The sequence below is a fragment of the Saccharopolyspora sp. NPDC045941 genome (assembly GCF_056431445.1).
Map to the genome: position 1 here is coordinate 100,449 of NZ_JBWKKU010000005.1, position 24,604 is coordinate 125,052.

The window sequence follows — 24,604 nt, forward strand, 5'->3', positions numbered from 1 at the left end:
TGCAGGTGGGATGTGGTCTGGTTGGTTCAGTCCAGGCTGTCGACGACGGCGGGGCGGCCTGGGCGGTCGACTCGGACCACGAGGTCCGCGAGACGTTCCGGGGTGGCTTCTTCGGCGTAGTGCCGGAATGCGGGCAGTGTCCAGCGGTCCGGTTCCGGGGTTCGCCGCTGCAGGGCCGCTTCCGGGAGCCAGAGGTGGATCGCGAAGTCGAAGTCCAGGCCCGCGCCGAGCAGCAGCGGTCCGTCCACAATGGCCACTCCGCGGAGTGGGAGGGCGATGCGGGCGAGTCGGGGCGAGCGGTCCGCTTCGGCGTCCCAGAAGGCGGGTAGCACCTGGCCGTTTCCGCTCGCGGACAGCGGGGTCAGCACCTCGCGGGTCAGGGCTTTCAGGTCGAACCAGTTCTCGTAGAACGAGTCCGGGTCGTGGTGGCCGTGTTCCAGTCGCAGCGAGGCCGGGCGCAGGTAGTCCGCGGCGCGCACCCGGACCACCTCGCGCCCCCGCGCCCGCAGCGGTTCCACCAGCGCGGCGGCGAATTCGCCGGTGTCGGCGGCGGGTGCGCCGTCCACCGCCACCCGCGCCCAGCGGCCCCGCAGGGCGTCGATGCGTTCCACCACCTCTGCGGCCAGCAGGTCGGGGGAGATGGGGCGGACGCGCATGGGCCCGAAGGTATCAAGCCGCCTTCAGGAACTCCCGCAGGTGCGCCAGCACCGCTTCCGGGCGTTCCTCGGGCAGGAAGTGGCCGCATTCCGGGATTTCGGCGCTGGTGAGGTCGTCGGCGTAGTCGAGCCAGATCTCGCGCATCGGCAGCCGGGCGGGCAGGCCGGCCGAGCCCCACAGCGCCAGCACCGGCATGGTCAGCTTCCGGCCCGCCGCCGCGTCGACGTCGTCGTGCTCGCTGTCGTGCGGGAACGACGCCCGGTAGTCGTCGAAACCGGCGCGCAGCGCGCCGGGCGCGGAGAAGGCGCGCACGTACTCGTCGATCGCCGCCGCTTCCAGGCCGTGCCGGTTGACCGTCCAGCGCTCGAAGAAGTACCCGAGGTAGCCCGCGACGTCGGCACCGGCCAGGCGTTCCGGCAGGTCCGGCTGCATGTGGAACAGCCAGTGCCAGTAGGCCATGCCGGCTTCGGTGTTCAGCCGCTTCCACATCTCGCGGGTCGGCACGACGTCCAGCAGCGCCAGCCGGTCGACCTGCGCCGGGCGGTCCAGGCCCCAGCGGTGTGCCACCCGCGCGCCCCGGTCGTGGCCGACGACGCTGACCGACTCGAAGCCCAGCGATTCGGCCAGCGCTGCCACGTCGGAGGCCATCGTGCGCTTGTCGTAGCCGGTGCGGGGCTTGTCGGTCCGGCCGTAGCCGCGCAGGTCCGGCGCGATCACGGTGTGGGTGCGGGCCAGCTCCGGGATCAGCTTCCGCCAGCAGTGGCTGGTCTGCGGCCAGCCGTGCAGCAGCACCAGACCCGGGCCGCTGCCCGCCCGCGTGTAGTGCACGCGCAAACCGTTGATCAGGGCGACTTCTTCGGTCGGCATCCGGCGAACTCCGATTCTAACCGTCTTGGGAGGTTAGAACTTAGAATGCCATATCGACGGCCGGCGGAGGGGACGAGAATGGGTGATTGGATCTGGGACGGCGGTCGTCCCAGCCTCGATCTGGTCAACACGCTGCGCGACCGCTACTGCGGCGGCCGCGAACTGCTGGTGACGCCGGATCGCCTGGCCGAATGGCTGCGCGAAGCCGGGCTCCGCGCGGGCAGCGCGCCCGCGGACGCGCACGTTGAGTTCGCGCGCGAGCTGCGCGAGGCGATCGACCGGCCGCTGCAGGCCAGGGCCCAGGGACTCGGCATCGCGGAGTCCGATGTGGACCTGATCAACGAAGCCGCTCGCGCGGAGAACCGCGCTGCGACCCAGCTGCTGGTGCGCCCGGACGGGTCGGTGGAAGCCCGGCGCCCGCCGCCGGACGACCCGGTGCGGGCCGCGCTGGCGGCGGTCGCAGTCGACGCGATCGACCTGCTCGCCACCGATCCGTTCCCGCGCGTCGCCGTCTGCGCCTTCCACCTCTGCGGGATCCGGTTCGTCGACGTCTCCCCGGCGCGAAACCGGCAGTGGTGCTCGATGGCTCGGTGCGGAAACCGCGCGAAGGCCCGCCAGCACTACGCGCGGAAGAAAGCGAACTAGAGCAGCGCGGGCTGCAGGATCGAGAGGCGCTGCGCGTCGGTGTCGAGTTCGGCGGCCACCCCGAGCGGGATGGTGCGCTGGGCCGTGCAGTGGCCGAAGCCCAGCTCCCACAGGATCGGCACGCCCAGGCCGCCCAGGCGGTCCGACATCACCGTGCGCACCTCTTCCAGCGGTCCGCACTCCGTCCAGGAACCGAGCGCGATCCCGGCGGCGTGGTCGAACCAACCCGCGCGCAGCAGCTGCGTGACGAACCGGTCCAGCTGGTACGGGTCCTCCGTGACGTCTTCGAGCATGGCGATGCCGCGCTCCGGCGGCGTCGGTGCGTCCGGTGCGCCGAAGGAACCCGCGACGATGCTCAGGTTGCCGCCGTAGGTGATGCCCCGCGCCCGCCCGGGCACGAGCGCGTCCGCGGTGGAGCGGGTCAGGATGGTGACCGACTCGGGCTGGAACAGGGTGCGGCGCAGGTGCTCCCGCGCCGCCGCGTCTTCGGTGAACGCCTTCGTCGCGGCCATCGGCCCGAACACCGTGACCAGGCCCAGCTGGGTGGCGAACGCGTCGTGCAGGGCCGTGATGTCGCTGGAGCCGGTGAACAGCTTCGGCCCGGCCGCGGCCATCTCGGTCCAGTCCAGGAGGTCGAGGATCCGCATGCTGCCGTAGCCGCCGCGCACGCAGAACACCGCGCTGACGTCCGGATCGCACCACGCCTCCTGCAGGTCGGCGGCGCGGTCGGCGTCGGTGCCCGCGAGGTAGTCCAGGCGCGGGTGGCGATCCCGGACGTGTTTGCCGACCCTGGTGTTCAGGCCCCACGAGCGCAGTTGCTCCAGCCCGGTTTCGAGCAGGTCCTCCGGCACCGGTCCGGCGGGCGCGACGAGCGCCACGGTGTCCCCGCTGCGCAGCCGGTGCGGGCGACGTAGTTCGCGCATGGTCATGACTGGTCCGCCTCTCCGCGATCCACAGTGGTGGTTGCGTCCAGCCCGATCTCCCGTTGCGTGGCTTCTTGTGGCTGGCTTGCGTCACGGTCCCCTGGGGTGCGGTTGAGGAGGACTGAGGTTGACACAGGGCTACTCATGCCTGCTCCATCCGGCGATCTTGACCACCGCCCGTGAGAGTATCCGCACCAGGCGTGACGCGCTGGAGTTCGCCGATGGCGAACAACGCTGAAACAGGTGGTCGACGAGCCCGTTCAGCGAGTAAACCGGCGGTGGACCCGGCGGAAGCCGGGCCGGTTCGCAACGGTGATGAAGGAAACGGGGGCCAGCCGCGCACGCACGGCGCGCGGTGGCCTAGGGTCGGAGGAGTCATGGCTCGTGTCATCCACGTCTTCCGTCAACCCGACCGATTCGTCGCCGGAACGGTCGGGGAACCCGGCGATCGCACCTTCTACCTGCAGGCGTCCGAGGACGTTCGCACGGTCAGCGTGCAGCTCGAGAAGCAGCAGGTGTCGGTGCTGGCCGAACGCATCGGCGCGCTGCTGGAAGAAGTGCAGCGCCGGTTCAACGCCGATCTGCCCAGCCAGACCCCCGACGACCTCGTCGACACCGACCCGCTGGTGGTGCCGGTCGACGAGGAGTTCCGGGTCGGCACCATGGGGCTGGGCTGGGACGCCGAAACCGAGGCGGTCGTCGTAGAGCTCCTCGCGGTCACCGAGGAGGAGATCGACGAATCGGTGGTGCTCGACGACACCGAGGAAGGCCCCGACGCGCTGCGGGTGTTCCTCAGCCCCGCGCACGCGCGGGCGTTCGCCGAGCGCGCCGAGCGCGTCATCAACGCGGGCCGCAAGCCGTGCCCGCTGTGCGCCGAGCCGCTGGACCCCGCCGGGCACATCTGCCCGCGGCAGAACGGCTACCGCCGCTCGGAAGAGGTCTGACGGTCGTGCACGCGGGCGATCCCGCGCTCGCGGAACTGCTCCGGCACGGCCGGCTGGACGTGCAGGGGCGGCTGGTGGAGGCGTCCAACGCGACGCTGTTCTGCGGGATCGAGGCCGACGGCGTGTCCGCCGAGTGCGTCTACAAGCCGGTGCGCGGCGAGCGGCCGTTATGGGACTTCCCGGACGGCACGCTGGCCGGTCGCGAGGTCGCGTCCTACCTGCTGTCCGAGGCCACCGGCTGGGGGCTGATCCCGCCGACGCTGCTGCGCGACGGCCCGTTCGGGCCGGGCATGGTGCAGCTGTGGGTGGACGTCGAGGAGGACTCGCAGCTGGTCGACATCGTCGCCCCCGGCGAGGTCCCGGACGGCTGGCTGGCGGTGCTGCGCGCCCAGGACCACCGCGGCGACCCGGTCGTGCTTGCGCACGCCGACCACGAGCAGCTGCGGCTGCTGGCGGTGCTCGACATCGTGATCAACAACGCCGACCGCAAGGGCGGGCACATCCTGCACGCCCCGGACGGCCGGGTGCTCGGCGTCGACCACGGCGTGAGCCTCAACACCGACGACAAGCTGCGCACCGTGCTGTGGGGCTGGATCGGGCAGCCGCTGCCGGGCGACGTCGTCGACCGGCTGGGCGAGCTGCGCGCCCTGATGGAGGGCGAGCTGGCCGCTGAGCTGGCCGAACACGTCACCCCGAAGGAAGTCCAGGCGGTCAACGCGCGCATCGAGCGACTGCTGGTGGACGGCGTGTTCCCCGCGCCGTCCGGGGAATGGCCGGCCATCCCCTGGCCCGCCTTCTGACGCCGCGGGTGCGGACCCGCGGCCGCGCAGGGCAATCTGGTCGGGTGCGACCCGAGTACCAGCAGCCGATGATCCAGTCCTCCTACGCGGACCGCTTGCACGAGCCGCTGCCCAGCTTCCGGGCCGTGATGCGGCTGATGTGGACCGGCGGGTTCCGCGGCCGGGTGGAGGACGCCGACCGGATCCCGGTGCTGCGGACCGGACTGCCGCCGGTGACGGCGCGGGACACCTCGGTCACCTGGGTCGGGCACTCGACGTACGTGGTGCGGATGGCCGGGACGACGGTGCTCACCGACCCGGTGTGGTCGTCGCGGATCCCCGGCGTGCCGCGACGGCTCACGCCGCCGGGCGTCGCCTTCGGCGAGCTGCCGCCCGTCGACGCGGTCGTGATCAGCCACAACCACTACGACCACCTGGACGCGCCCACCGTGCTGCGGCTGCCCCGCGCCACCCCGGTGCTGGCGCCCGCGGGGCTGGGCCGCTGGTTCCGGCGCCGCGGCTTCACCGACGTCGTCGAGCTGGACTGGTGGCAGTCGGCGGAGGTCGCCGGGCTGACGTTCGACTTCGCGCCCGCCCGGCACTGGAGCCGCCGCGGCCCGCGGGACACCTGCCGCAGCCTGTGGGGCAGCTGGGTGATCACCGGGCCGGAGCACCGGGTCTACCACGCCGGGGACAGCGGCTACGGGCCGCACTTCGCGGAGATCGCGCAGCGCTACCCGGGCATCGACGTGGCGATGGTGCCGATCGGCGCGTACGACCCGCGCTGGTTCATGAAACCGGTGCACATGGACCCGGAGGAGGCCGTGCAGGCGGTGGCCGACCTGGGCGCGGAGCACGCGGCGACCATGCACTGGGGAACGTTCGTGCTCACCCGCGAGCCGGTCACGGAGCCGCTGACCCGGATCCGCAAGGCGTGGCGCGACGCGGGCCGCGACCCGGAGCGGCTGTGGGACCTGGCGGTCGGCGAATCCCGCGTCCTGGAGTCGTGAGCGTTTTGGATCGCCATAGCGGTCCAAAACGCTCACGAGCCCGATCAGGTCAGTCCACCAGGGCCTGGTAGACGAGTTGGTGCAGTTGGGATCGGATGGGGTGGGTGCTCGACGGCATCAGCTGGGTCAGGAACAGCACCGTCAGGTCCTCCGCCGGGTCCACCCAGAACGCGGTGCTGGCCAGGCCGCCCCAGGAGAACTCGCCCGGGGAGCTGATCACCTTCGCCGCCATCGGGTCGTCGATCACCGCGAAGCCCAGCCCGAAGCCCTTGCCCGCGTTGGCCACCTCCGAGAACGCGCCGAGCGCCAGCGTTTCCAGGTCCGCGCCGCCGGGCAGGTGGTTGCGGGTCATGTACTGCACCGTGCGGCTGCCGAGCAGGCGGACCCCGTCGAGTTCGCCCTCGCGCAGCAGCATCTGCGTGAACCGGTGGTAGTCGTGCGCCGAGGAGAACAGCCCGCCGCCGCCGGAGAGGGCCTTGGGCAGCTCGAACGCCGCCGCGCCCAGCTCCGCCTGCTTCGGGTGCGGGCGGGCCTTGCCCTGCGGGTCGGCGACGTAGAGGGTGGCGAGCCGGTCGGCGTCGGCGCGGTCCACCGCGAAGCCGGTGTCGGTCATGCCCAGCGGCTCGAAGATGCGGGTGCGGAAGAACTCGTCCAGCGTCTGCCCGGACGCCACCTCCACGATCCGGCCCAGCACGTCGGTGGCCACCGAGTAGTTCCAGGCCGTGCCGGGGTCGAACAGCAGCGGCATGCTCGCCCACTCGTCGCAGCAGCCCGCCAGGTCGAGGTCGTCGGCCATGCCGTACTCGAAGCCCGCGCGGCGGTAGAGCTCGTCGACCGGGTTCAGGTAGTGGAAGGCGTAGGTGAGGCCGGCGGTGTGGGTCAGCAGGTGCCAGATCCGCATGTCCTCGCCCGCCGGGCGGGTCTGCGGGGCGCGGGCCGTGCCGCCGCTGTAGACGCGCAGCTCGGCGAACGACGGGATGAAGTCGCTGACCGGGTCTGTGAGCTCGAACGCGCCCTCCTCGTGCAGCATCATGATCGCCACCGAGGTGACCGGTTTGGTCATGGAGTAGATCCGGAACAGGGTGTCGGTCTGCACCGGGGCGCCGGCGGCGACGTCGCGCATGCCGTGCGTCGACAGGTGCGCGATCTTGCCCTGCCGGGACACCAGCGCCAGCCAGCCGGGCAGCTTGCCCGCCTCGACGTACTTGGCGAAGTGCTGGTCGATTCGGTTCAGCCGGGCGGCGTCGAACCCTGCCTCGGCGGGGTCCACCTCGATCTCCAGGGCCACTTGATCCTCCTGCGCGTGCCGTCGCGGGTTACCTGGTTTTTCTACTCTCGCCAGACCGCATGCGAAATCCTTTCTGCTATGGCAGCGCGCGTCGGTGCGTGCCGGTAGCGTCGAGGGGGTGACGACCCCGACTTCACCCGAAGGGCTGCCCCGCACGGCGGGGGAGCTGCGGTCCAGCGGCCACGCGCCGCGCAGCGTCAAGGCGGAGCTGCGCGCCAACCTGCTGACCGCGCTGCGTTCCGGCCGCTCGCTGTGGCCCGGCATCGTCGGTTTCGACCAGACCGTGCTGCCGCAGCTGGAGCGCGCCCTGATCGCCGGGCACGACGTGGTGCTGCTCGGGGAGCGCGGGCAGGGCAAGACGCGGCTGCTGCGCAGCCTCACCGAACTGCTGGACGAGTGGACGCCGGTCATCGAGGGTTCGGAGCTCGGCGAGCACCCGCTGCAGCCGATCACCCCGGCCTCCCGCCGCCGCGCCGCCGAACTCGGCGACGACCTGCCGGTGGCCTGGCGGCACCGCAGCGAGCGGTACGTGGAGAAGCTGGCGACCCCGGACACCTCGGTCGGCGACCTGGTCGGCGACGTGGACCCGGTGAAGGTCGCCGAGGGGCGCTCGCTGGGTGACCCGGAGACGATCCACTTCGGACTGGTGCCCCGCGCGCACCGCGGCATCGTCACCGTCAACGAGCTGCCCGACCTGGCCGAGCGGATCCAGGTGGCGCTGCTGAACGTGATGGAGGAGCGGGACATCCAGATCCGCGGCTACAGCCTGCGGCTGCCGCTGGACGTGCTGCTGGTCGCCACCGCCAACCCGGAGGACTACACCAACCGGGGCCGGATCATCACGCCGCTGAAGGACCGCTTCGGCGCGGAGATCCGCACCCACTACCCGCTGGACGTCGACGACGAGATCTCGCTGGTGCGCCAGGAGGCGGACCTGCCCGCGGAGGTCGGCGACCACCTGCTGGAGGTGCTCGCGCGCTTCGTCGGCCACCTGCGCGAGTCCAGCGCCGTCGACCAGCGCTCCGGCGTGTCGGCCCGGTTCGCCATCGCCGCCGCCGAGACGGTCTCAGCCGCCGCGCTGCACCGCTCCGCGGTGACCGGCGAGCACCCGGCGGTGGCGCGGCCGGTCGACCTGGCGGCGGTGCCCGCCGTGCTGCGCGGCAAGATCGAGTTCGAGGCCGGTGAGGAGGGCCGCGAGGACGAGCTGCTCGGCTACCTGCTGCGCCGCTCGGTGGCCGACACCGCCCGCGGCCTGTTCGCCGGGCTGGACCTGCAGTCGCTGGCCCAGGCCGTCGTCGACGGCCACCCGGTGGCCACCGGCGAGCGCATCGCCGGGCACGACGTGCTCACGGCGCTGCCGGAGCTGCCGGTGCTGCACCAGGTCGCGGAGCGGCTCGGCGTGCGGGCCGGGGACCCGCCGGGGCGGATCGCCAGCGCCGTCGAGCTCGCGCTGGAGTCGCTGTACCTGGCGAAGCGGCTCGGCAAGGACGCCGAGGACGACCGGTCGGTGTACAGCTGATGAGCCGCCGGTTCCGGTACGACGCGTGGCACGGCGGGACGGACCCCCTGGCCCCGCCGGTGGACCTGCGCGCCGCGCTGGACCAGATCGGCCGCGACGTCATGGAAGGCGCATCGCCGCGCTCCGCGCTGGAGGAGATGCTGCGCACCGGAACCCGCGACACCGCCGGGCTCGACGAGCTCACCCGGCGGCTGTGGCAGCGGCGCAGCGAGCTGCAGCGGCGGCACCGGCTGGACGGGACGCTCTCCGAGGTCCGCCGGCTGCTGGACCGCGCGCTGCAGCAGGAGCGGCTGGCGCTCGCGGCCGACACGAGTGAGGACGCGCGGTTCCGCGAGCTGCAGCTCGACGCGCTGCCGCCGGACGTCGCCGGTCAGGTCGCCGAGCTGGCGAACTACGACTGGCGTTCGCCGGACGCGCGGGAGGCGTTCGAGGAGATCCGGCAGATGCTGGGCACCGAGTTCCTCGAACAGCGCTTCCAGGGCATGAAGCAGGCGATGCAGCACGTCACGCCCGAGGACGTCGAACGGGTGCGGCAGATGCTCGACGACCTGTCGGCGCTGCTGGCCGCGCACGCCCGCGGCGACGCCGACGTCCAGCAGAAGTTCGAGCAGTTCATGGCCCAGCACGGCGAGTTCTTCCCGGAGAACCCGCGCGACGTCGACGAGCTCATCGACGCGCTGGCGGCGCGTTCGGCCGCCGCGCAGCGGCTGCTGAACTCCATGAGCGAGCAGCAGCGCGCCGAGCTGATGTCGTTGTCGCAGCAGGCATTCGGCGATCCGCGGATCGCGCAGGCGTTGCAGCGGCTCGATCAGCAGCTGCAGGGGCTGCGGCCGGGCGAGGACTGGACGGGCCAGGCGCGGTTCCGCGGCGACCAGCCGATGGGCCTGGCCGAGGCGACCGCGGCGATGGCCGAGCTCGGCGAGCTGGACCGGCTGGCGGAGCAGCTGGGGCAGGCGTATCCGGGCGCGAGCCTGGAGGACATCGACCTGGAGGCGCTGGAACGGCAGCTCGGCCCGCAGGCGGTCGTCGATGCGCAGCGGCTTTCGGAGATCGAGCAGCAGTTGCGGCAGCAGGGCCTGTTGCAGCGCGCACCCGATGGCAGCCTCCGGCTGTCGCCGCGAGCGATGCGGCGGCTCGGGGAGACCGCGCTGCGGTCGGTGATCTCGCAGCTGCGGTCGCGACGCGGCGAGCGCGACACCGATCGCGCGGGCGCGGCGGGGGAGCTGACCGGCACCACGCGGCCGTGGAGCTACGGCGACGCGGAGCCGTGGGACGCCGTGCGCACGGTGCGCAACGCGGTGCTGCGGCGCGCGGGGGAGGGCCCCGACTCGGCGCTGCTGGACATCTCGGACCTGGAGGTGGCGGAGACCGAGCAGCGCTCGCGCGCGGCTGTGGTGCTGTGCGTGGACACGTCGTGGTCGATGGTGCAGGACGGCCGCTGGGTGCCGATGAAGCGCACCGCGCTCGCGCTGCACCACCTGGTCGCGACCCGGTTCCGGTCGGACGCGCTGCAGCTGGTCACCTTCGGCCGCTACGCGTCCACTGTGGACGTGGGTGAGCTCGCCGCGCTGGAAGGGGTTTGGGAGCAGGGCACGAACCTGCACCACGCCCTGCTGCTCGCGGGCCGCCACCTGCGCCGCCACCCGGACGCCCAGCCCGTGGTGCTCGTCGTGACCGACGGCGAACCGACCGCGCACCTCGAACCCGACGGCGAAGCGGTGTTCCAGTACCCGCCGACGCCGCACACCCTCGGCGTGACACTGTCCGAAGTGGACGCATTGCACCGGTTGGGGACCACGCTGAGCGTCTTCATGCTCGGCGAGAACCCGCGCCTGAAGGCGTTCGTGGACATCGTCGCCCGCCGCGGCGGCGGCCGGGTCCTGTCGCCCACCGCGGACGGCCTCGGCGCGGCGGTCGTCGGCGACTACCTGCGGACCAAGCGCCGCCGCTAGGGTGCGAGCATGGTCGATTCGCGCGTTTTCACCTGGGACGTCCGCTACGCGGCGGGCGACTACAGCAGCGACCTGGAATTCGATGCGGACGGCTTCGTCGTCGATGCCCGGGAATGGCCCGGCGCCTGTCCACCCAGGCGGCGAGCGCCGTCGACGGCTCGTGAGTGGTTTTGGTCGCTATGACAGCACAAAGTGCACACGGGGCTGATCCGCTCCGCAACCTGGCGTCGCTGCGGGCTACGCGGTGGTTCACCGATGCGTACGTGAGCGACGCGGATCTGCGCCGGATCCTGGACGCGGCGCGGTGGACCGGTTCGGCGCGCAACAGGCAGCCCTGGCGCTTCCACACCGTCCGCGACGCCGCGACGCGGGACGAGCTGAGCCGCTGCGGCGCCTACGCGGTGCACCTGCGGTCCGCGCCCGTCGTCGTGCTGCTGGCGCTCGATCACGGCTGGGCCGACTCGGAGTTCGACGGCGGCCGGGTCGCGCAGAACCTCATGCTCGCCGCGCACCTGCTCGGGCTGGGGTCGTGCCCGGTCACGTTCTTCCCCGCGGAGAACGTCGAACGCGTTACCGCCATCGCCGGGTGCTCGCCACCCTGGCAGGTGCGCACCGGCATCGCGCTGGGGCATCCCGCGCCCCGGCCGCCGGGAACCTCGGCGATCCCCACCGGCCGCCACCCGCTCGACGTCCTCTGGACCTCGGACTAGCGCCGCTCACGAGCGTGCCCGCAGGGTCGCCCGCCACACCACGATCGCGATCGATAGTGCGAACAAGACGCCCACGCCGGAAAGTGCGGTGTTGAGCAGCCGCGCGACGTGCAGGCCGGCGGCGTACCCGGTGCCGGCGAGGCAGCTCGCCCACAGCGTCGTCGACGGGATGCTCGCCACGGCGAACCGCCGGTACGGCATGCCCGTCGACGCCGCCAGCCGCGGCGTCAGCACTCGCGCGCCGGATAGCCACTGCCCACCCGCCACAGCCGCGAGGCCCAGACGGCGCACCATGATCGGCACCGGCATCCTGGGCGGAACACCGCATTGCCGGCCACGCAGATAGCCGAGCTGCGCGCCGAGAACCGCGCCGGTGGCCACGACGAGCATCGTCGGCCCGAGCGGCACGATGCCGTGACGGGCGCACAGCCCGGCTGCGAACAGCACGCTCGTACCGGGCAGCACCAGGCCGACGAGGAAGCCCGCCTCGACGATCAGCACGAGGCAGGCTCCGGTCAGCAACAGGATCGGCGGCACCCCGGCGAGCACCGAGTGCACGAGGTCAAACAACGGGACCCCGGCAGCGGTAGACCCTCGCCGGCGGCAGGTTCGACCAGACCACAAAGGACGTTCGCGTCTCCCGGAACGTGGCCTCCAGCTGCCGCCGGAACGAGCGCGCCTTGTGCGGCAAACGCGGTCAGGTACCCGATCGCGCTGAACGTCCCATCCGGACACAGCGCGCCGGCCACCGAGCGGAGCAACGTCGCGCGGTCCTCCGGCGCAAGCAGCGTCCACGGCAACGAGCTGACGACCGCATCTACGCTGCCCGGCCGGATCCCGGCGCCGGCGAGTACCTCGTCCAGCGCCAGCGCATCGGCCTGCAGCACGCGCACGCCATGCCGGGTTCTCCGCAGATGCGCGGCCAGGCCGGGATCGAGCTCCACCGCGAACTGGCGTCCAGAACCCGCCATCCTGGCCGTGATCGCGTCGGTGATGGAGCCGGTCCCCGGCCCGAGTTCGACGACCGTCGCATCCGAGCGGTCCGGCGCGACGGACGCGGTGAGCGCGGACACCGCGGGCCCCGTCGGGGTCAGCGCGCCCACGCGCGCCGGGCTCTGCAACGCCGTCCGCACGAACAGGCGGAGATCGTTGCGGTGTTCGATGGTGGTCACTGGTGCACGCTCCTCACTGGCGTCGATGCATCGAGCGTGCCGGGGCGGGCGGGCGTCGACCATCGGCCGATGACCACGGTGCGGAGTGGCGTTCGACCACCCGAGAGGTAGGTTTTTCCCTACCGTGCACGGCGAATCCCGGCGGTAGGGTCGCCTTGATCGAGCCGACGGCACTGGGAATCGGGGGACCGCATGAGCGCGCTGCGGACACGGCTTGCGGCTCCGGAAATGCTGCTCACCCTCGCGCTGAAGGGGGTGGCGCTGCTGGCGTTGCTGATCTCCGTCGGCCTCCTCGCGGCGGCGAAGCGCCTGTTCGGCACCGGCGACACCGCTCGCCGCAGCGCGTTGGCCCTGATCCAGGACCTCGCGCGAAACCAGCACGCGTGGTCGGCCCGAGTGCTGGGCAAGCAGGCCGAGGACACGCACGGTCCGCTCCGCTGGGCAGGTGCTTTCGGCCTCCTCGCGCCGTTGTGCTTCGTCGCGGTGCTCACCGTCGTCGCCATGCCCGTGCTGTTCGCGGCCGCATCCGATGGCCGCGTGAGCCTGGCCGAGACCGCGGTCCTGGTCGTCCTGGTGGCGTTCGGCTGGTTGCTGGCACACCGGTTCGCGCGCCTGCTGGCCCTGCTGACCGACTGGTTGCTGAGCCCGTCCCAGTTGGCCAGGCGCGTCGCGGAACTGGCGGAGTCGCGTGCGGAAACGGTGGACGCGCGCGCCTCCGAACTGCGGCAGATCGAGCGGGACCTGCACGACGGTGCGCAGGCGCGGCTGGTGGCGCTCCGGATGTCGCTCGGCATGGCGCAGGATTGCTCGGATCCCGCGCAGCTGCGGGAATTCCTCGCCGAGGCGTACGAGTCGGCGGGGCAGGCGCTCGACGATCTGCGCACGCTGGTGCGCGGCATCCACCCGCCGGTGCTCGCCGAACGCGGCCTGACCGGCGGGATCGAGGCGGCGGCGTTGCGCTGCCCGGTGCCGGTCCGGGTGTACGCCGAGCTCGCCGGCCGACCCGAAGCGCCCGTCGAATCCGCCTTGTACTTCGCCACCACGGAGTTGCTCGTCAACATCGCCAAGCACAGCGGCGCCAACGGCGCGGTGATCCGGCTGACCGGCGGCGCCGACAGGATCCGGGTGGTCGTCACCGATGACGGCAGGGGCGGGGCGGAGCTCACCGCAGGCGCCGGACTGCACGGGATCGAACGCAGGCTCGCCGCTTTCGATGGCAAGCTGACGATCACCAGCCCGAGGGGCGGGCCGAGCGAGTTCACCATGGAGGTGCCGTGCGCGTTGTCCTAGCCGAAGACCTAGCACTGCTGCGGGACGGGCTGACCAGGTTGCTCGAAGCGCACGATTTCCAGGTCGTCGCCGCCGTGGACAACGCGCCGATGCTGCTCGACGCTCTGCGCAGGCACCAGCCGGACGTGGCGGTGGTCGACGTGCGCCTACCACCCACGCAAACCGACGAGGGACTGCGTGCCGCGCTCGACGCGCGCCGGGAGAACCCCACGCTGCCGCTCCTGATCCTCTCGCAGCACGTCGAGCAGCTCTACGCGCGCGAGTTGCTCTCCGACCGCTCCGGCGGGATCGGTTATCTGCTCAAGGACAGGATCGGCGACGTGCGGCACTTCGTCGACGCGGTGCGCCGGGTCGCCGAGGGCGGGACCGCGATGGACCCCGAGGTGATCTCCCAGCTGCTCGCGCGCCCCCGGCGCGACGACCCGGTCGACGCGCTCACGCCCCGCGAGCGCGAGGTGATGGCACTGGTGGCCGAGGGCCTGTCGAACCGGGCGATCTCGCATCGCCTTCACGTGTCGGACAAGGCGGTCAGCAAGTACACCAACAACATCTTCGGCAAGCTCGGGCTGCCGGCCACCGAGGACCACAACCGCCGCGTCCTAGCGGTCCTGGCCTTCCTCCAGTCCGTGTGAACGGCGCCCGGTCCGGCGCTCATCCCGTCCGGGGCTGCCACGTCCCGCTGTGGGCGGCCGCGAAGTCGCCGAAGGTGCGCGGCGGACGACCGGTGATGTCTCCTCGACCCCGTTCCCGGAAATGCGGAAACGTGCGCACCAGTTGTCAACGCGAATCCGGCCGGCTGCCGGGAGGTGCCTGTTGTCCCGGGACGTCGTTCGTCGCCTCGGCGGTGGACATCGCCTGGCCGCGTTCGTGCTCCGCGGCGAAGTCCTCGTCGCCCAGGGATTTTCGAGCCGCAGCCTCGATGCGGTCGATGTCCTGGCGTTCCGCCGGGGGGAGGGGCGCGCCGACCGAGGCTCGGGCCGCGGCCGCTGTGCCGAGGAGGCGGGCCGCCCGCGCCGTGTGACCGGTGAGGGCTTCGGCGCCTGCCAGGCCTTCCAGCGTCAGGGCGATCGCCCGGGGGTCGGTGCCCCGGCTGGCGATCCGGTAGGCCGACAGGTGCAGTTCGCGGGCCTGCTCGGCGTTTCCGCGTTCTTCGGCGACGAAGCCGAGTTCGGCCAGGATCAGGGCGTTACCCGGCTCGAACTCCACGCGGCGGTGCCATTCGAGCACCCTGCGCAGGTGCCGCTCCGCCTCGTCGAACCTGCCTTCGCGGCGCGCGCCCAGCGCCAGACCGGTTTCCGCGTACATCTCCGCCGGGGTGAAGCCGCGCTCGGCGGCCACGCGCATCGCGCGGGTGTGCAGCTCACGCGCCCGCGCGTAGTCGTGCCTGAGCAGCGCGACGCGGCCCAGCCAGGACGTCTGGTAGGCCACCTCCGCCCACAGGCCGAGGGCTTCCGCGCCGCGCAGCGCCTCGGCGTGATGGCGCTCGGCGCTCGCGTAGTCGCCGGTGATCCCGGCGACCGTGCCGAGCCCGTACGACGCTTGCGCCAGGCCCCAGCTGTCGCCCAGCTCCTGGAAGAGTTCGGCGCTGCGCTCGGCATCCCGCTTCGCCGCAGCCAGGTCGCCGCGCGTCATCTGGTGCGTCGTCCGGTCGCTGAGAGCGACGCCGAGGCCCCAGCGGTCGTCCAGCTCGGCGAACTCCGCCACCAGCTCGTCCACGTCGCGTTCGGTGCTGGAGAGGTCGGCGACGGTGGTCCTCGCGTGGATGAGGAACCACCGCGCGCGGGCGCGGTCCGTGGGATCGGTGATGTTCCGCCACGCGTCGACCTCCTCGACGGGGTCCCCGGTCAGCAGTCCTATCCCGGCGTACCAGGCCGCCGTCTTCGCCCGCGTTTCTCCGCCACCGCCCGTCGCGAGGGCCGCGGCCAGCGAGCGCTTGGCCTCGCTGAGCCTGCCGCGCAGGAACCAGTACCAGAACAACGCGTTGACCAGCCGCAACGCGACCTCGGTGGAGTGCTGGACGGCGTCGTCCAGCGTCGCCCGCAGGTTCGCCGCCTCCGCGTCGAGCCGCTCCAGCCAGTGCCGTTGTTCGCGGCCGCGCAAGTTCGGGTCTGCTCGCTCCGCCAGCGCCAGGTAGTGCTCGTTGTGCCGCTGGCGGAGGGTCTCGTGCTCGTCGGCCTCTTCCAGTCGCTCCAGGCAGTACGCCGCAACTGATTCCAGCAGGCGGTACCGGCGACCTCCGGCGGGTGTTTCCGTCGCGACCACCAGCGACCGGTCCACGAGCCGTGCCAGCAGGTCCAGCACCTCGGCGGGCCGAACGCCGTCACCGGAGCACACCGCTTCAGCACTGTCCAAAGTGCATCCATCGCGGTGGATGGCCAGGCGGCGCAACACCGTTCGCTCGGCTGTCGGCAGCAGGCGCCAGCTCCAGTCGATCACCGCCTGCAACGTCCGCTGCCGCTCGGGGGCATCGCGGTGGCCGGACGTGAGCAGCGCGAATCGATCGTCCAATCTGGACAACAGGGTCTTCGCGCCGAGCGCGCGAACCCGGGTGGCGGCCAGCTCCAAGGCCAGCGGGATGCCGTCCAGCCGGCGGCAGATCGCGGCCACTGATGCGGCGTTGTCGCCGTCGACGCCGAAGCCCGGAGACGCCGCGGCGGCGCGGGCGGTGAACAGCCGCACCGCGCCCGATGCCCGCACGTCGTCGAGCCCGGATCCGGGCGGCGGAACGTCCAGCGGCGGCACCGGGAGCAGCGTCTCGCCCGAGATGCCGAGCGCCTCCCGGCTCGTGGCGAGGATCCGCAACCCGGGCAGCGCCCGCAGCAGGCGCGCGGCCATCCCGGCGGCGCCGATGATCAGGTGCTCGCAGTTGTCGAGGACGAGCAGGATCTCCTTGCCGCGCAACGCATCGACGAGCGGATCGGCCGGTGCGACGGGCGCCGCTCCGGTTTCCTGCACGTCCAGCTCCGCCAGCACGGCGTGCTCCAGCGAGCACGTCGCGTCTCCATCGGCCCGGATGCCGGCCAGCTCGACGAGCCGCACGCCGTCGCGGAACGCCGCGCTGCGGGCCGATTCGATGGCCAGCCGCGTCTTGCCCACCCCGCCGGGCCCGGTCAACGTCACCAGCCGCGACGTGCTCAGCAACGCCTTGACCTGCGCGAACTCCCGGTCGCGGCCGACCAGGTCGGTGACCGGCACCGGCAGGTCGTGCACCGGCGCGGCGGGGGCGGCGAGCGCGGCGTCCTGCGTCAGGACCGCCTGCTGCAGCCCGGCCAGTTCCGGGCTCGGGTCGACGCCCAGCTCGTCGGCCAGCCGCTCCCGCAGGTCCGCCAGGCTCGCCAGCGCCTCGCTCTGCCGTCCGGCGCGGTACAGCGCCCGCACGTGGACCGCGCGCAGCCGCTCGCGCAGCGGATGCGCGCTCACCAGCTCGCCGAGCTCGCCCGCGAGCGCGGCGTGTTCGCCCAGCTCCAGCCGGGTTTCGGCGAACTCCTCCAGCGCGGCGAGGCGTTCTCCGGCCAGCCGCTGGATGGGGGCCTGCGCGAACGGCTCGTCGGCGAACTCGGCGAACGCGCGACCCCGCCACAGCGCCAGCGCGTCGGCCAGCAGCGTCCGGCGTGCTTCCGGGGCGGCGGTCTCGCGGGCCTGCGCGACGAGGCGGCGGAAGCGGTGCGCATCCACCGCGTCCGGCTCGATGGCCAGCGCGTACCCGGGGGAGCGGTAGGTCACCAGGCCCCTGCCGATGGCCTTGCGCAGCTGGGAGACCTTCGTCTGCAGCGTGTTCGCCGGGTTGCCGGGCGGCTCGACGCCCCACAGGTCGTCGATCAACCGGTCCGCCGACACCGGCCCGTCGTGCGCGAGCAGCGCCGCGAGCAGGGCACGGACCTTCGCCTCGGGAACCACGACCGGTTCGCCCTCGGCGGTCCACACCCCCAACGGGCCGAGAACTCCGAAACGCACGATCCCACCTTAGTCCGCGCGGCCGACACCCCCAGCCGACCGTGCGCGGTTCGTGCGCGGCCCCCAGCAGGGTGGATGTCGACGAAAGGAACTGGAATGAACGGGAAAGCAGTGAGCGTCCTCGGGCTCGGTGACATGGGCGCGGCGCTGGCCGAGGCGCTGCTCGCCGCCGGTCACCGGGTGACCGTGTGGAACCGCACCGCGGCCAAAGCCGATCCGTTGGTGGCCAAGGGTGCCGCCCGCGCGGGCACGGCCGCCGACGCGGTTCTCGCGAGCCGGCTGGTGATCGTCTGCCTGCTGGACTACGACTCGGTCGGCCAGGTGCTGGCCCCGCACACCGACGTGCTGGCCGGGCGCACACTGGTCAACCTGACCAACGGCACCCCGGGCCAGGCGCGCGAGATGGCCGCCTGGGCCGCTGATCACGGTGCCGATTACCTCGATGGCGGCATCATGGCCGTCCCGCCGATGATCGCCACACCGGCGGCGTTCGTGCTCTACAGCGGGCCGAGCGGGACCTTCGACGCCGCGCGGCCGGTGCTGGACGCCTTCGGCGAGAGCAACTACCTCGGCGACGATCCGGGCTCCGCTGCGCTGCAAGACCTTGCCCTGCTCAGCGGCATGTACGGGATGATCAGCGGTGCCCTGCACGCCTTCGCCCTGGTGCGTTCGGCAGGCGCGTCGGCGCGCGAGTTCGCGCCGCTGCTGAACCGGTGGCTGCAGACCATGAGCGGGTGGCCCCTCGGCGCGGCCGAGCAGATCGACTCGGGCGACTACGGCAAGGACGTCGTCTCCAACCTCGGCATGCAGGAAGCCGCGTACGTCAACCACTTCACGGCCGCCGACGAGGCGGGCATCAGCGCGGAACTCCTCGCGCCGCTGCACGCCCTGATGCAGCGCCGCGTCGCCGACGGTCACGCCCACGAAGATCTCACCGGCGTCATCGAACTCCTCAAGAAGTGACGATTTCCTTGGCGCACAACATGAATCAGCACGTCACCCTGATCGGTCTGGGGCCGATGGGGCAGGTGATGGTCAAGGCGCATTACGACCGGGCCCTCGCCGCCGGGAAGGGCGGCGACAGCTGGACCCGGCTCATCGACGGGATCCGCCGACCCGCGTGATTCCTTCGCGACATCCCAACGAAATCTCCTTGGAGCACAACATGAATGAGCACGTCACCCAGATCGGATTGGGTCCGATGGGGCAGGCGATGGTCGTGGCGCTGCTCGATGGCGGGCATCCGGTGACGGTGTGGAACCGGACGGCGAGCCGTGCGGACGATGTGGTCGCGCGCGGTGCCGTGCGCGCCGCCACCCCCGCCGAAGCCGTTGTGGCCGGCGACATCGTGATCCTGAGCCTCACCGACTACCAGGCGATGTACGACATCCTGGGCCCGGTCGAGGACCTGGGCGGCAAGGTGATCGTCAACCTCAGCTCGGACACCCCGGAGAAGACCCGCGAGGCGGCTGCGTGGGCCGAGCAGCGCGGTGCCCGATTCCTCACCGGCGGCGTCATGGTGCCCGCCCCGGTGGTCGGCACCGAAGCGTCCTACGTGTACTACAGCGGGCCGAAGGACGTCTACGACGCGCACGAGAAGACGTTGCGGCGCATCGGGGAAACCCACTACATGGGCGATGATCCCGGCCTGGCGCAGCTGTTCTACCAGGCCAACCTCGACGTCTTCCTGACCGCGCTGTCGGCCTTCCTGCACGGCGCGGCCCTGCTCGGCTCGGCGGGCGTGCCGGCGAAGGAGTTCGCGCCGTGGGCGGCGAAGGTGCTCCAGCTCGCCGCCCACTTCCTGCCGGAATCCGCCGAGCAGGTCGACAGCGGCGAACACCCCGGCCACCTGAGCACCGCCAAGATGATGGGGGCGACCGCCGACCACATCCTGGCCGCCAGCGAGGCCACAGGCATCGACCTCGACCTGCCGCGCGCGATCAAGGCGCACTACGACCGGGCCATCGCCGCCGGGAAGGGCGGCGACAACTGGACCAGCCTCATCGACGGCATCCGGAATCCCCGGTAGCGGCAACGCGAAAGGCCGGTGGTCGCGCCCACCGGCCTTTCGCTCGCAGTGGCTTCAGGGGGTGAAGAAGTTGGCCACCACGGCCTGGTTCTCCGACACCCACTTCCGCGCCGCGTCGTCCTCCTTGCCCTTCTCGGCGCTGTTGATCGCGTTCTCCAGCGACGCCAGCTGAGCGTCGTCCAGCTTGAACTTCTTGACCATCTCGGTGACCTCGGGGAAGTCCCGGCTGAAGTTCTGGCGGCCGATCGCGTGGATCTGCTCCGCCTGGCCCATCGCGCCCAGCGGGTCCTGCAGGTCCTTGATCGGGTACCGGGCGTAGGCCCAGTGCGGGTGCCACAGCGTGACCACGATCGGCTTCTGGTCCTTGGTGGCCTTCTCCAGGGCCGCCAGCATCGCCGTCGTCGACGAGGTCTGCAGGGTGTACTCACCGCCGAGGCCGTAGGCCGGGATCGCGTTGTCCTTGGTGATGCGGGTCAACCCGGCGCCCGGGTCGATGCCGGTGATCACGCCGCCGAACTCCGGGCCGCGGCCCTTGAGGTCGGCGATCGAGTTCAAGTCGGTCATGTACTTGGGCACCGCGATGTTCAGCGTCGCCTGGTCGTACCAGACGTTGAGGTCCTCCAGCTGCGGGCCGTACTGCTTCCAGTAGTCGGCGTGCGTCTGCGGTAGCCAGCCGTCCATGAACAGGTCGATGTTGCCCTGCGCGAGTCCGGCGTACATCGGCCCGGCCTCCAGCTCCTGGGCGTTGACCTTGTAGCCCTTCTGCTCCAGGAGAACCTTGTACAGGTGGGTGACGGCGATGTCCTCGTCCCACGCGATGAAGCCGATGTTGATCGCCTTCGCCTGCTGGCCGGTCTGCGCTTCGCGGCCGCCGCACCCCGCGACGACCAGCACCAGGGCGGCCAGCGCGGCGAGGAGAGCGAACAGCTTTCGGGATCTTCTTCCGGTCGACATTCGTGCCCTGCCTTTCTGCGACAACTGCGCCGGAGACGGGCCGCCTCACTTTGCCTTGGCCGCCGCCCGGTGCTCCGCCCGCGCCACCGGCGAGCGGTCCGACAGCACCGCGGTGATCCGGTCCAGGTAGACCGCGAGGATCACCACCGACAGGCCGGCCTCGAAGCCCAGGCTCAGCTGGACCCGGGTGACCGCCTGGTAGATGTCGGTGCCCAGGCCCTGGGCGCCGACCATGCCCGCGATGACCACCATCGACAGCGACAGCATGATCACCTGGTTGATGCCCGCCATGATCGACGGCATCGCGAGCGGTAGCTGGATGCCGGTGAGGATCTTGCGCCGCGGCGCGCCGAACGCCTCCCCGGCCTCGACGACCTCCTTGTCCACCTGCCGGATGCCCAGCTCGGTGAGCCGCACGCCCGGCGGCAGCGCGAAGACCACGGTCGCTATCACGCCCGGCGTCGTCCCGATGTTGAAGAACAGGATGGCCGGGATCAGGTAGACGAAGGCCGGCATGGTCTGCATCAGGTCCAGCACCGGCCGCACGACCATGCTGACCCGCGCGCTGCGCGCCGCCAGGATGCCCACCGGGATGGCGATCAGCACCGCGATGACGCTGGCCACCAGCACCAGCGACAGGGTCTGCATCGCGGCGGTGAACTCCCGCATGCTCGAGATCAGGCCGAAGCCGATCAGGCTGAACAGCGCGAACCGCCAGCTGCGCAGCCACAGCGCCAGCGCGCTGAACAGCAGCACCATGGCCAGCTCGGGCAGGAAGGTCAGCGCGGAGGTCAGGCCCGTGACGGCCGAGATCACCACCAGGGTGATGAAGTCGAACACCGGGCCGATGTTGTTGTTCAGCCAGTCGACCAGGGCCGTGAACATGTCGCCGATGGGGATTCGCGGCAGCTCGAACTCGGCCGCGAGCCGGAGTGCCTCAGACATCGGACGCCTCCTCGATCTCGGGCGCGGCGCCGGGCACCTGGGCCTCCCGGCACAGGGCCTCGAACACCGCGGCCGGGGTGACCACGCCGATCACCCGCTGCTGCTCGTCGACCACCGGGACCGGCGCCGTGCGGGCGCTCATCCGGGCGAACAGGTCCTTCATCGGGGTGTCGGCGGGCACCGGTTCCGTGCCGGGCGGTGCGGTGCCGCTCGGCTCGGCGATGGATGCCGCGGTGAGCACCCGGCTGCGGTCGACGTCCTTGACGAACGTGGCGACGTAGTCGTCCGCGGGCTCGTTGAGGATCTGCTCGGCGGTGCCGATCTGCACGATCCGGCCCGCCTGCATCATCGCGATGCGGTCACCGAGGCGCATCGCCTCGTTCAGGTCGTGGGTGATGAAGATGATGGTCTTGCCGAGCTTGGCGTTGAGGTTGAGCAGCTGGTCCTGCATCTCCCGCTTGATCAGCGGGTCCAGCGCGCTGAACGCCTCGTCCATCAGCAGCACGTCGGTCTGCGCGGCCAGGGCGCGGGCGAGCCCGACGCGTTGCCGCATGCCGCCGGAGAGCTGCTGCGGGTAGCGCTCCTCCCAGCCCTCCAGGCCCACCAGGTTCAGCGCTTCGCGCGCCTGTTCGGCGATCTCGGCCTTGCTCACGCCTCGGATCTGCAGCCCGTAGCCCGCGTTGTCCAGCACCGTGCGGTGCGGGAACAGGGCGAAGTGCTGGAAGACCATGCTCATCTTCTGCTGCCGCATCGCGCGCAGCGCCGCGGCGGACATCCCGGTGATGTCCTCGTCGTCGACGAGGACGCTGCCCGAGGTGGGCGTGAGCAGCCCGTTGAGCATCCGGATCAGCGTCGACTTGCCGGAGCCGGACAGCCCCATGACGACGAAGGTCTCGCCCTCCTTGACGTCGAACGACGCGTCCACCACCGCGGCGGTGGCGCCCGCCGCCTTGATCTCCTCCTGGTCGGCTCCCGCCTCCAGGCGGCGAACGAGCTCCGTCGGTTGCGGCCCGAAGATCTTGTAGAGCCGTTCCACGCGTACCGATGTCACCGATCGCCTCCACTGCTTCGCCGGTGCCGGGAGCTTCGCCCGGGCGCCGGGGGCCGCGTGAATCGCCGGATCCGGCCGATCAATTCAGGCGGGCCGCGGATTCGCGTTCGAGTCCTTTCGTGCGGGCATTGATCATACGTAGCGAGTTGGGCTTGTCCAGTCATTCGGGCGCGGAACTGATCGCGGTACGGGCGTTCTTTTTCGAGTTCGAGGCCGGATGACTGGGTTCTTGTCGGTCCTCTGACGTGCGAATATTCAACTTTTCCAACTGAATGATCCCACCTCTCTGCCAGCGTTGCGAAGTGGCGGTTTCAAATGATCAAGGTGGGTGGATATGCGTTGTTTCGACCGGTTTCCCCGGGCCGTTAATTGATCTTTTCCGGGGCCGGATTTGGTAAGTTCCTGACTGGAATCCGAATAGTTCCGACAAGATCTGGTTTCCGGTGGCCGCGTCGGCGAGCTGCCGATCTTCCCACGATGTGATACTGCCGATGACCCGGGTGGGGGCGTCCACCGGCCCCGGACGTTTAAGGTCGGATGCATGCAACCCTGGTCATCGGTTCCCGTGCCTCAGGTGCCGGGCACACCAAGCCCCCTGCGCCTCTTCGACACCGCCGCCGGTGAGATCAGGCCCACCGAACCCGGGCCCGTCGCGCGGATGTACGTCTGCGGCATCACGCCGTACGACGCGACCCATCTCGGCCACGCCGCGACCTACCTGGCGTTCGACCTGGTCCACCGGGTCTGGCTGGACAACGGTCACCAGGTGCACTACGTGCAGAACGTCACCGACATCGACGATCCGCTGCTGGAGCGCGCCGAGCGCGACAGCGAGGACTGGATCGTGCTCGCGATGCGCGAGACGGCGCTGTTCCGCGAGGACATGGCGGCGCTGCGGGTGGTGCCGCCGGCGGACTTCGTCGGCGCGGTCGAGTCGATCCCGGAGATCGTCGAGGCCGTCGGCAAGCTGCTGGCCTCCGGAGCGGCCTACCGGGTCGACGACGAGTACCCCGACATCTACTTCCGGCACCAGGCCTCCGGCCGCTTCGGCTACGAGTCCAACTACGACGACGCGACCATGCGCGCCTTCTTCGCCGAGCGCGGCGGCGACCCGGACCGCGGCGGCAAGGAGCACCCGCTGGACGCGCTGGTGTGGCGGGCCGCCCGCGACGGCGAGCCGTCCTGGGAGTCCGAGCTCGGCGCCGGCCGGCCCGGCTGGCACCTGGAGTGCTCGGTGATCGCGCTGAACCGGCTCGGGCTCGGTTTCGACGTGCAGGGCGGGGGCTCGGACCTGATCTTCCCGCACCACGAGTTCAGCGCCGCGCACGCCGAATCGCTCACCGGCGAGTTCCCGTTCGCCAAGCACTACGTGCACGCCGGGATGGTCGGCCTGGACGGCGAGAAGATGTCGAAGTCCAAGGGCAACCTGGTGTTCGTGTCGCGGCTGCGCGGCGACCGGGTGGATCCGATGGCCATCCGGCTGGCGCTGCTGGACGGCCACTACCGCGCCGACCGCGAGTGGACGGCGGACGCGCTGACCGGCGGCGCCGCGCGCCTGGCGCGCTGGCGGGAGGCCGTCGCGCTGGAGTCGGCTCCGGCGGCGGAGCAGGCGGTCGCGCGGCTGCGCGAGCGGCTGTCCGACGACCTGGACACCCAGCAGGCGCTGCGCGCGATCGACGCCTGGGCGGACGAGGCGCTGACTGCCGGTGGTTCCGACCGCGGCGCGCCGGGGCTGATCCGCGCCGCCGTCGACGCGCTGCTCGGCGTCGAGCTCTAGAACCGGCGATCAACACGGAGAGTGAGCGGAAGCCGATTGTTCGGCTTCCGCTCACTTTTCTGGCGGACTTGTTCGACCCGGTTCCCAGTTTGCGTTAAATCCGGCAAAAGTAGCCGGTCAGCGCGTGGTATGCACCAC

At 71.4% G+C, this 24,604-nt stretch carries 24 protein-coding genes; 14 read left to right on the forward strand and 10 right to left on the reverse strand.

All coding sequences use genetic code 11. The annotated features are described in order from the left end of the window. Positions 1–26 precede the first annotated feature (26 nt). Complete coding sequence (locus AC07FN_RS05745; protein ID WP_478394562.1) at positions 27–656, reverse strand: nucleoside/nucleotide kinase family protein; 630 nt, start codon at positions 654–656, stop codon at positions 27–29. A gap of 13 nt (positions 657–669) precedes the next feature. Further along, entirely contained in the window at positions 670–1,524 is an 855-nt protein-coding gene (locus AC07FN_RS05750) for an alpha/beta fold hydrolase (protein ID WP_452612758.1), read from the reverse strand. Between the two features lie 78 nt (positions 1,525–1,602). Between AC07FN_RS05750 and AC07FN_RS05755 the strand changes: the two genes are divergently transcribed. Next, complete coding sequence (locus tag AC07FN_RS05755) at positions 1,603–2,169, forward strand: CGNR zinc finger domain-containing protein (RefSeq protein ID WP_478394563.1); 567 nt, start codon at positions 1,603–1,605, stop codon at positions 2,167–2,169. Here AC07FN_RS05755 and AC07FN_RS05760 read toward each other — a convergent pair. After that, entirely contained in the window at positions 2,166–3,098 is a 933-nt protein-coding gene (locus tag AC07FN_RS05760; RefSeq protein ID WP_478394564.1) for a S66 peptidase family protein, read from the reverse strand. The genes AC07FN_RS05755 and AC07FN_RS05760 overlap by 4 nt on opposite strands. 371 nt (positions 3,099–3,469) lie before the next feature. Between AC07FN_RS05760 and AC07FN_RS05765 the strand changes: the two genes are divergently transcribed. Genes AC07FN_RS05765 through AC07FN_RS05775 form a run of 3 tightly spaced genes read left to right on the forward strand, consistent with a single transcriptional unit; the run spans position 3,470 to position 5,825 of the window. After that, complete coding sequence (locus AC07FN_RS05765) at positions 3,470–4,036, forward strand: DUF3090 domain-containing protein (protein WP_478394565.1); 567 nt, start codon at positions 3,470–3,472, stop codon at positions 4,034–4,036. A 5-nt stretch (positions 4,037–4,041) separates the two neighbouring features. Continuing rightward, complete coding sequence (locus tag AC07FN_RS05770; protein WP_358570973.1) at positions 4,042–4,836, forward strand: SCO1664 family protein; 795 nt, start codon at positions 4,042–4,044, stop codon at positions 4,834–4,836. A gap of 44 nt (positions 4,837–4,880) precedes the next feature. After that, positions 4,881–5,825: an MBL fold metallo-hydrolase gene (locus tag AC07FN_RS05775; protein ID WP_478394566.1), complete on the forward strand. Its 945-nt coding sequence runs from the start codon at positions 4,881–4,883 to the stop codon at positions 5,823–5,825. A 49-nt stretch (positions 5,826–5,874) separates the two neighbouring features. Here AC07FN_RS05775 and AC07FN_RS05780 read toward each other — a convergent pair whose 3' ends face one another. Then, complete coding sequence (locus AC07FN_RS05780; protein ID WP_478394567.1) at positions 5,875–7,113, reverse strand: serine hydrolase domain-containing protein; 1,239 nt, start codon at positions 7,111–7,113, stop codon at positions 5,875–5,877. Between the two features lie 118 nt (positions 7,114–7,231). Here AC07FN_RS05780 and AC07FN_RS05785 point away from each other — a divergent pair, with 118 nt between their 5' ends. Genes AC07FN_RS05785 through AC07FN_RS05800 form a run of 4 tightly spaced genes read left to right on the forward strand, consistent with a single transcriptional unit; the run spans position 7,232 to position 11,294 of the window. After that, positions 7,232–8,632 carry an ATP-binding protein gene (locus AC07FN_RS05785; RefSeq protein ID WP_452613875.1) on the forward strand — a complete coding sequence of 467 codons (1,401 nt, stop codon included), beginning with the start codon at positions 7,232–7,234 and terminating at the stop codon, positions 8,630–8,632. Next, positions 8,632–10,584, forward strand: coding sequence for a vWA domain-containing protein (locus AC07FN_RS05790; RefSeq protein WP_478394568.1), 1,953 nt, complete (start codon positions 8,632–8,634; stop codon positions 10,582–10,584). Before AC07FN_RS05785 ends, AC07FN_RS05790 begins: the two co-directional genes overlap by 1 nt. A gap of 9 nt (positions 10,585–10,593) precedes the next feature. Continuing rightward, positions 10,594–10,767, forward strand: coding sequence for a hypothetical protein (locus AC07FN_RS05795; RefSeq protein ID WP_478394569.1), 174 nt, complete (start codon positions 10,594–10,596; stop codon positions 10,765–10,767). After that, positions 10,764–11,294: a nitroreductase family protein gene (locus AC07FN_RS05800; protein WP_478394570.1), complete on the forward strand. Its 531-nt coding sequence runs from the start codon at positions 10,764–10,766 to the stop codon at positions 11,292–11,294. The genes AC07FN_RS05795 and AC07FN_RS05800 overlap by 4 nt, the downstream gene beginning before the upstream one ends. A gap of 6 nt (positions 11,295–11,300) precedes the next feature. Here the strand turns inward: AC07FN_RS05800 and AC07FN_RS05805 are convergent, their stop codons facing one another. Together AC07FN_RS05805 and AC07FN_RS05810 are read right to left on the reverse strand one after the other, a co-directional pair. Then, entirely contained in the window at positions 11,301–11,852 is a 552-nt protein-coding gene (locus tag AC07FN_RS05805; RefSeq protein WP_478394571.1) for a DedA family protein, read from the reverse strand. Next, positions 11,810–12,466, reverse strand: coding sequence for a class I SAM-dependent methyltransferase (locus AC07FN_RS05810; protein WP_478394572.1), 657 nt, complete (start codon positions 12,464–12,466; stop codon positions 11,810–11,812). Before AC07FN_RS05810 ends, AC07FN_RS05805 begins: the two co-directional genes overlap by 43 nt. A gap of 192 nt (positions 12,467–12,658) precedes the next feature. Between AC07FN_RS05810 and AC07FN_RS05815 the strand changes: the two genes are divergently transcribed. Together AC07FN_RS05815 and AC07FN_RS05820 are read left to right on the forward strand one after the other, a co-directional pair. Further along, entirely contained in the window at positions 12,659–13,756 is a 1,098-nt protein-coding gene (locus AC07FN_RS05815) for a sensor histidine kinase (protein ID WP_478394573.1), read from the forward strand. Next, on the forward strand, positions 13,741–14,388 hold the full coding sequence (locus AC07FN_RS05820; RefSeq protein WP_478394574.1) for a response regulator transcription factor: 648 nt from the start codon (positions 13,741–13,743) through the stop codon (positions 14,386–14,388). The genes AC07FN_RS05815 and AC07FN_RS05820 overlap by 16 nt, the downstream gene beginning before the upstream one ends. A 145-nt stretch (positions 14,389–14,533) precedes the next feature. On the opposite strand, the gene AC07FN_RS05825 is transcribed toward AC07FN_RS05820, so the two are convergent. Further along, positions 14,534–17,710: a BTAD domain-containing putative transcriptional regulator gene (locus AC07FN_RS05825; RefSeq protein ID WP_478394575.1), complete on the reverse strand. Its 3,177-nt coding sequence runs from the start codon at positions 17,708–17,710 to the stop codon at positions 14,534–14,536. Positions 17,711–17,806: 96 nt separating this feature from the next. Here AC07FN_RS05825 and AC07FN_RS05830 point away from each other — a divergent pair, with 96 nt between their 5' ends. Genes AC07FN_RS05830 through AC07FN_RS05840 form a run of 3 tightly spaced genes read left to right on the forward strand, consistent with a single transcriptional unit; the run spans position 17,807 to position 19,739 of the window. After that, complete coding sequence (locus tag AC07FN_RS05830; RefSeq protein ID WP_478394576.1) at positions 17,807–18,673, forward strand: NAD(P)-dependent oxidoreductase; 867 nt, start codon at positions 17,807–17,809, stop codon at positions 18,671–18,673. Then, positions 18,670–18,834, forward strand: a complete 165-nt coding sequence (locus AC07FN_RS05835) for a hypothetical protein (RefSeq protein ID WP_478394577.1) — start codon at positions 18,670–18,672, stop codon at positions 18,832–18,834. Before AC07FN_RS05830 ends, AC07FN_RS05835 begins: the two co-directional genes overlap by 4 nt. 41 nt (positions 18,835–18,875) lie before the next feature. Then, entirely contained in the window at positions 18,876–19,739 is an 864-nt protein-coding gene (locus tag AC07FN_RS05840) for an NAD(P)-dependent oxidoreductase (RefSeq protein WP_478394578.1), read from the forward strand. Between the two features lie 54 nt (positions 19,740–19,793). Here the strand turns inward: AC07FN_RS05840 and AC07FN_RS05845 are convergent, their stop codons facing one another. The 3 genes from AC07FN_RS05845 to AC07FN_RS05855 are packed head-to-tail and all read right to left on the reverse strand — an operon-like array spanning position 19,794 to position 22,689. After that, positions 19,794–20,693: a glycine betaine ABC transporter substrate-binding protein gene (locus AC07FN_RS05845; protein ID WP_478394579.1), complete on the reverse strand. Its 900-nt coding sequence runs from the start codon at positions 20,691–20,693 to the stop codon at positions 19,794–19,796. Between the two features lie 45 nt (positions 20,694–20,738). Further along, the gene (locus tag AC07FN_RS05850; protein WP_478394580.1) at positions 20,739–21,638 is read right to left on the reverse strand and encodes an ABC transporter permease; all 900 of its coding nucleotides are present in this window, start codon (positions 21,636–21,638) and stop codon (positions 20,739–20,741) included. Beyond that, positions 21,631–22,689 (reverse strand): quaternary amine ABC transporter ATP-binding protein, encoded by a 1,059-nt coding sequence (locus tag AC07FN_RS05855; RefSeq protein WP_478394581.1) that lies wholly within the window; start codon positions 22,687–22,689, stop codon positions 21,631–21,633. The genes AC07FN_RS05850 and AC07FN_RS05855 overlap by 8 nt, the downstream gene beginning before the upstream one ends. A 541-nt stretch (positions 22,690–23,230) precedes the next feature. On the opposite strand from AC07FN_RS05855, the gene mshC reads away from it, so the two are divergent. Further along, the gene (gene mshC / locus AC07FN_RS05860) at positions 23,231–24,466 is read left to right on the forward strand and encodes a cysteine--1-D-myo-inosityl 2-amino-2-deoxy-alpha-D-glucopyranoside ligase (RefSeq protein WP_452613859.1); all 1,236 of its coding nucleotides are present in this window, start codon (positions 23,231–23,233) and stop codon (positions 24,464–24,466) included. Positions 24,467–24,604: the final 138 nt, after the last annotated feature.

What these genes read in the sequence shown, in the direction of transcription:
- AC07FN_RS05815 (WP_478394573.1), top strand. Translation starts at nt 12,659, where the DNA reads ATGAGCGCGCTGCGGACACGGCTTGCGGCTCCGGAAATGCTGCTCACC.
- AC07FN_RS05800 (WP_478394570.1), top strand. Translation starts at nt 10,764, where the DNA reads ATGACAGCACAAAGTGCACACGGGGCTGATCCGCTCCGCAACCTGGCG.
- AC07FN_RS05765 (WP_478394565.1), top strand. Translation starts at nt 3,470, where the DNA reads ATGGCTCGTGTCATCCACGTCTTCCGTCAACCCGACCGATTCGTCGCC.
- AC07FN_RS05840 (WP_478394578.1), top strand. Translation starts at nt 18,876, where the DNA reads ATGAATGAGCACGTCACCCAGATCGGATTGGGTCCGATGGGGCAGGCG.
- AC07FN_RS05790 (WP_478394568.1), top strand. Translation starts at nt 8,632, where the DNA reads ATGAGCCGCCGGTTCCGGTACGACGCGTGGCACGGCGGGACGGACCCC.
- AC07FN_RS05755 (WP_478394563.1), top strand. Translation starts at nt 1,603, where the DNA reads ATGGGTGATTGGATCTGGGACGGCGGTCGTCCCAGCCTCGATCTGGTC.
- mshC (WP_452613859.1), top strand. Translation starts at nt 23,231, where the DNA reads ATGCAACCCTGGTCATCGGTTCCCGTGCCTCAGGTGCCGGGCACACCA.
- AC07FN_RS05745 (WP_478394562.1), bottom strand. Translation starts at nt 656, where the DNA reads ATGCGCGTCCGCCCCATCTCCCCCGACCTGCTGGCCGCAGAGGTGGTG.
- AC07FN_RS05750 (WP_452612758.1), bottom strand. Translation starts at nt 1,524, where the DNA reads ATGCCGACCGAAGAAGTCGCCCTGATCAACGGTTTGCGCGTGCACTAC.
- AC07FN_RS05850 (WP_478394580.1), bottom strand. Translation starts at nt 21,638, where the DNA reads ATGTCTGAGGCACTCCGGCTCGCGGCCGAGTTCGAGCTGCCGCGAATC.
- AC07FN_RS05795 (WP_478394569.1), top strand. Translation starts at nt 10,594, where the DNA reads ATGGTCGATTCGCGCGTTTTCACCTGGGACGTCCGCTACGCGGCGGGC.
- AC07FN_RS05830 (WP_478394576.1), top strand. Translation starts at nt 17,807, where the DNA reads ATGAACGGGAAAGCAGTGAGCGTCCTCGGGCTCGGTGACATGGGCGCG.
- AC07FN_RS05760 (WP_478394564.1), bottom strand. Translation starts at nt 3,098, where the DNA reads ATGACCATGCGCGAACTACGTCGCCCGCACCGGCTGCGCAGCGGGGAC.
- AC07FN_RS05845 (WP_478394579.1), bottom strand. Translation starts at nt 20,693, where the DNA reads ATGTCGACCGGAAGAAGATCCCGAAAGCTGTTCGCTCTCCTCGCCGCG.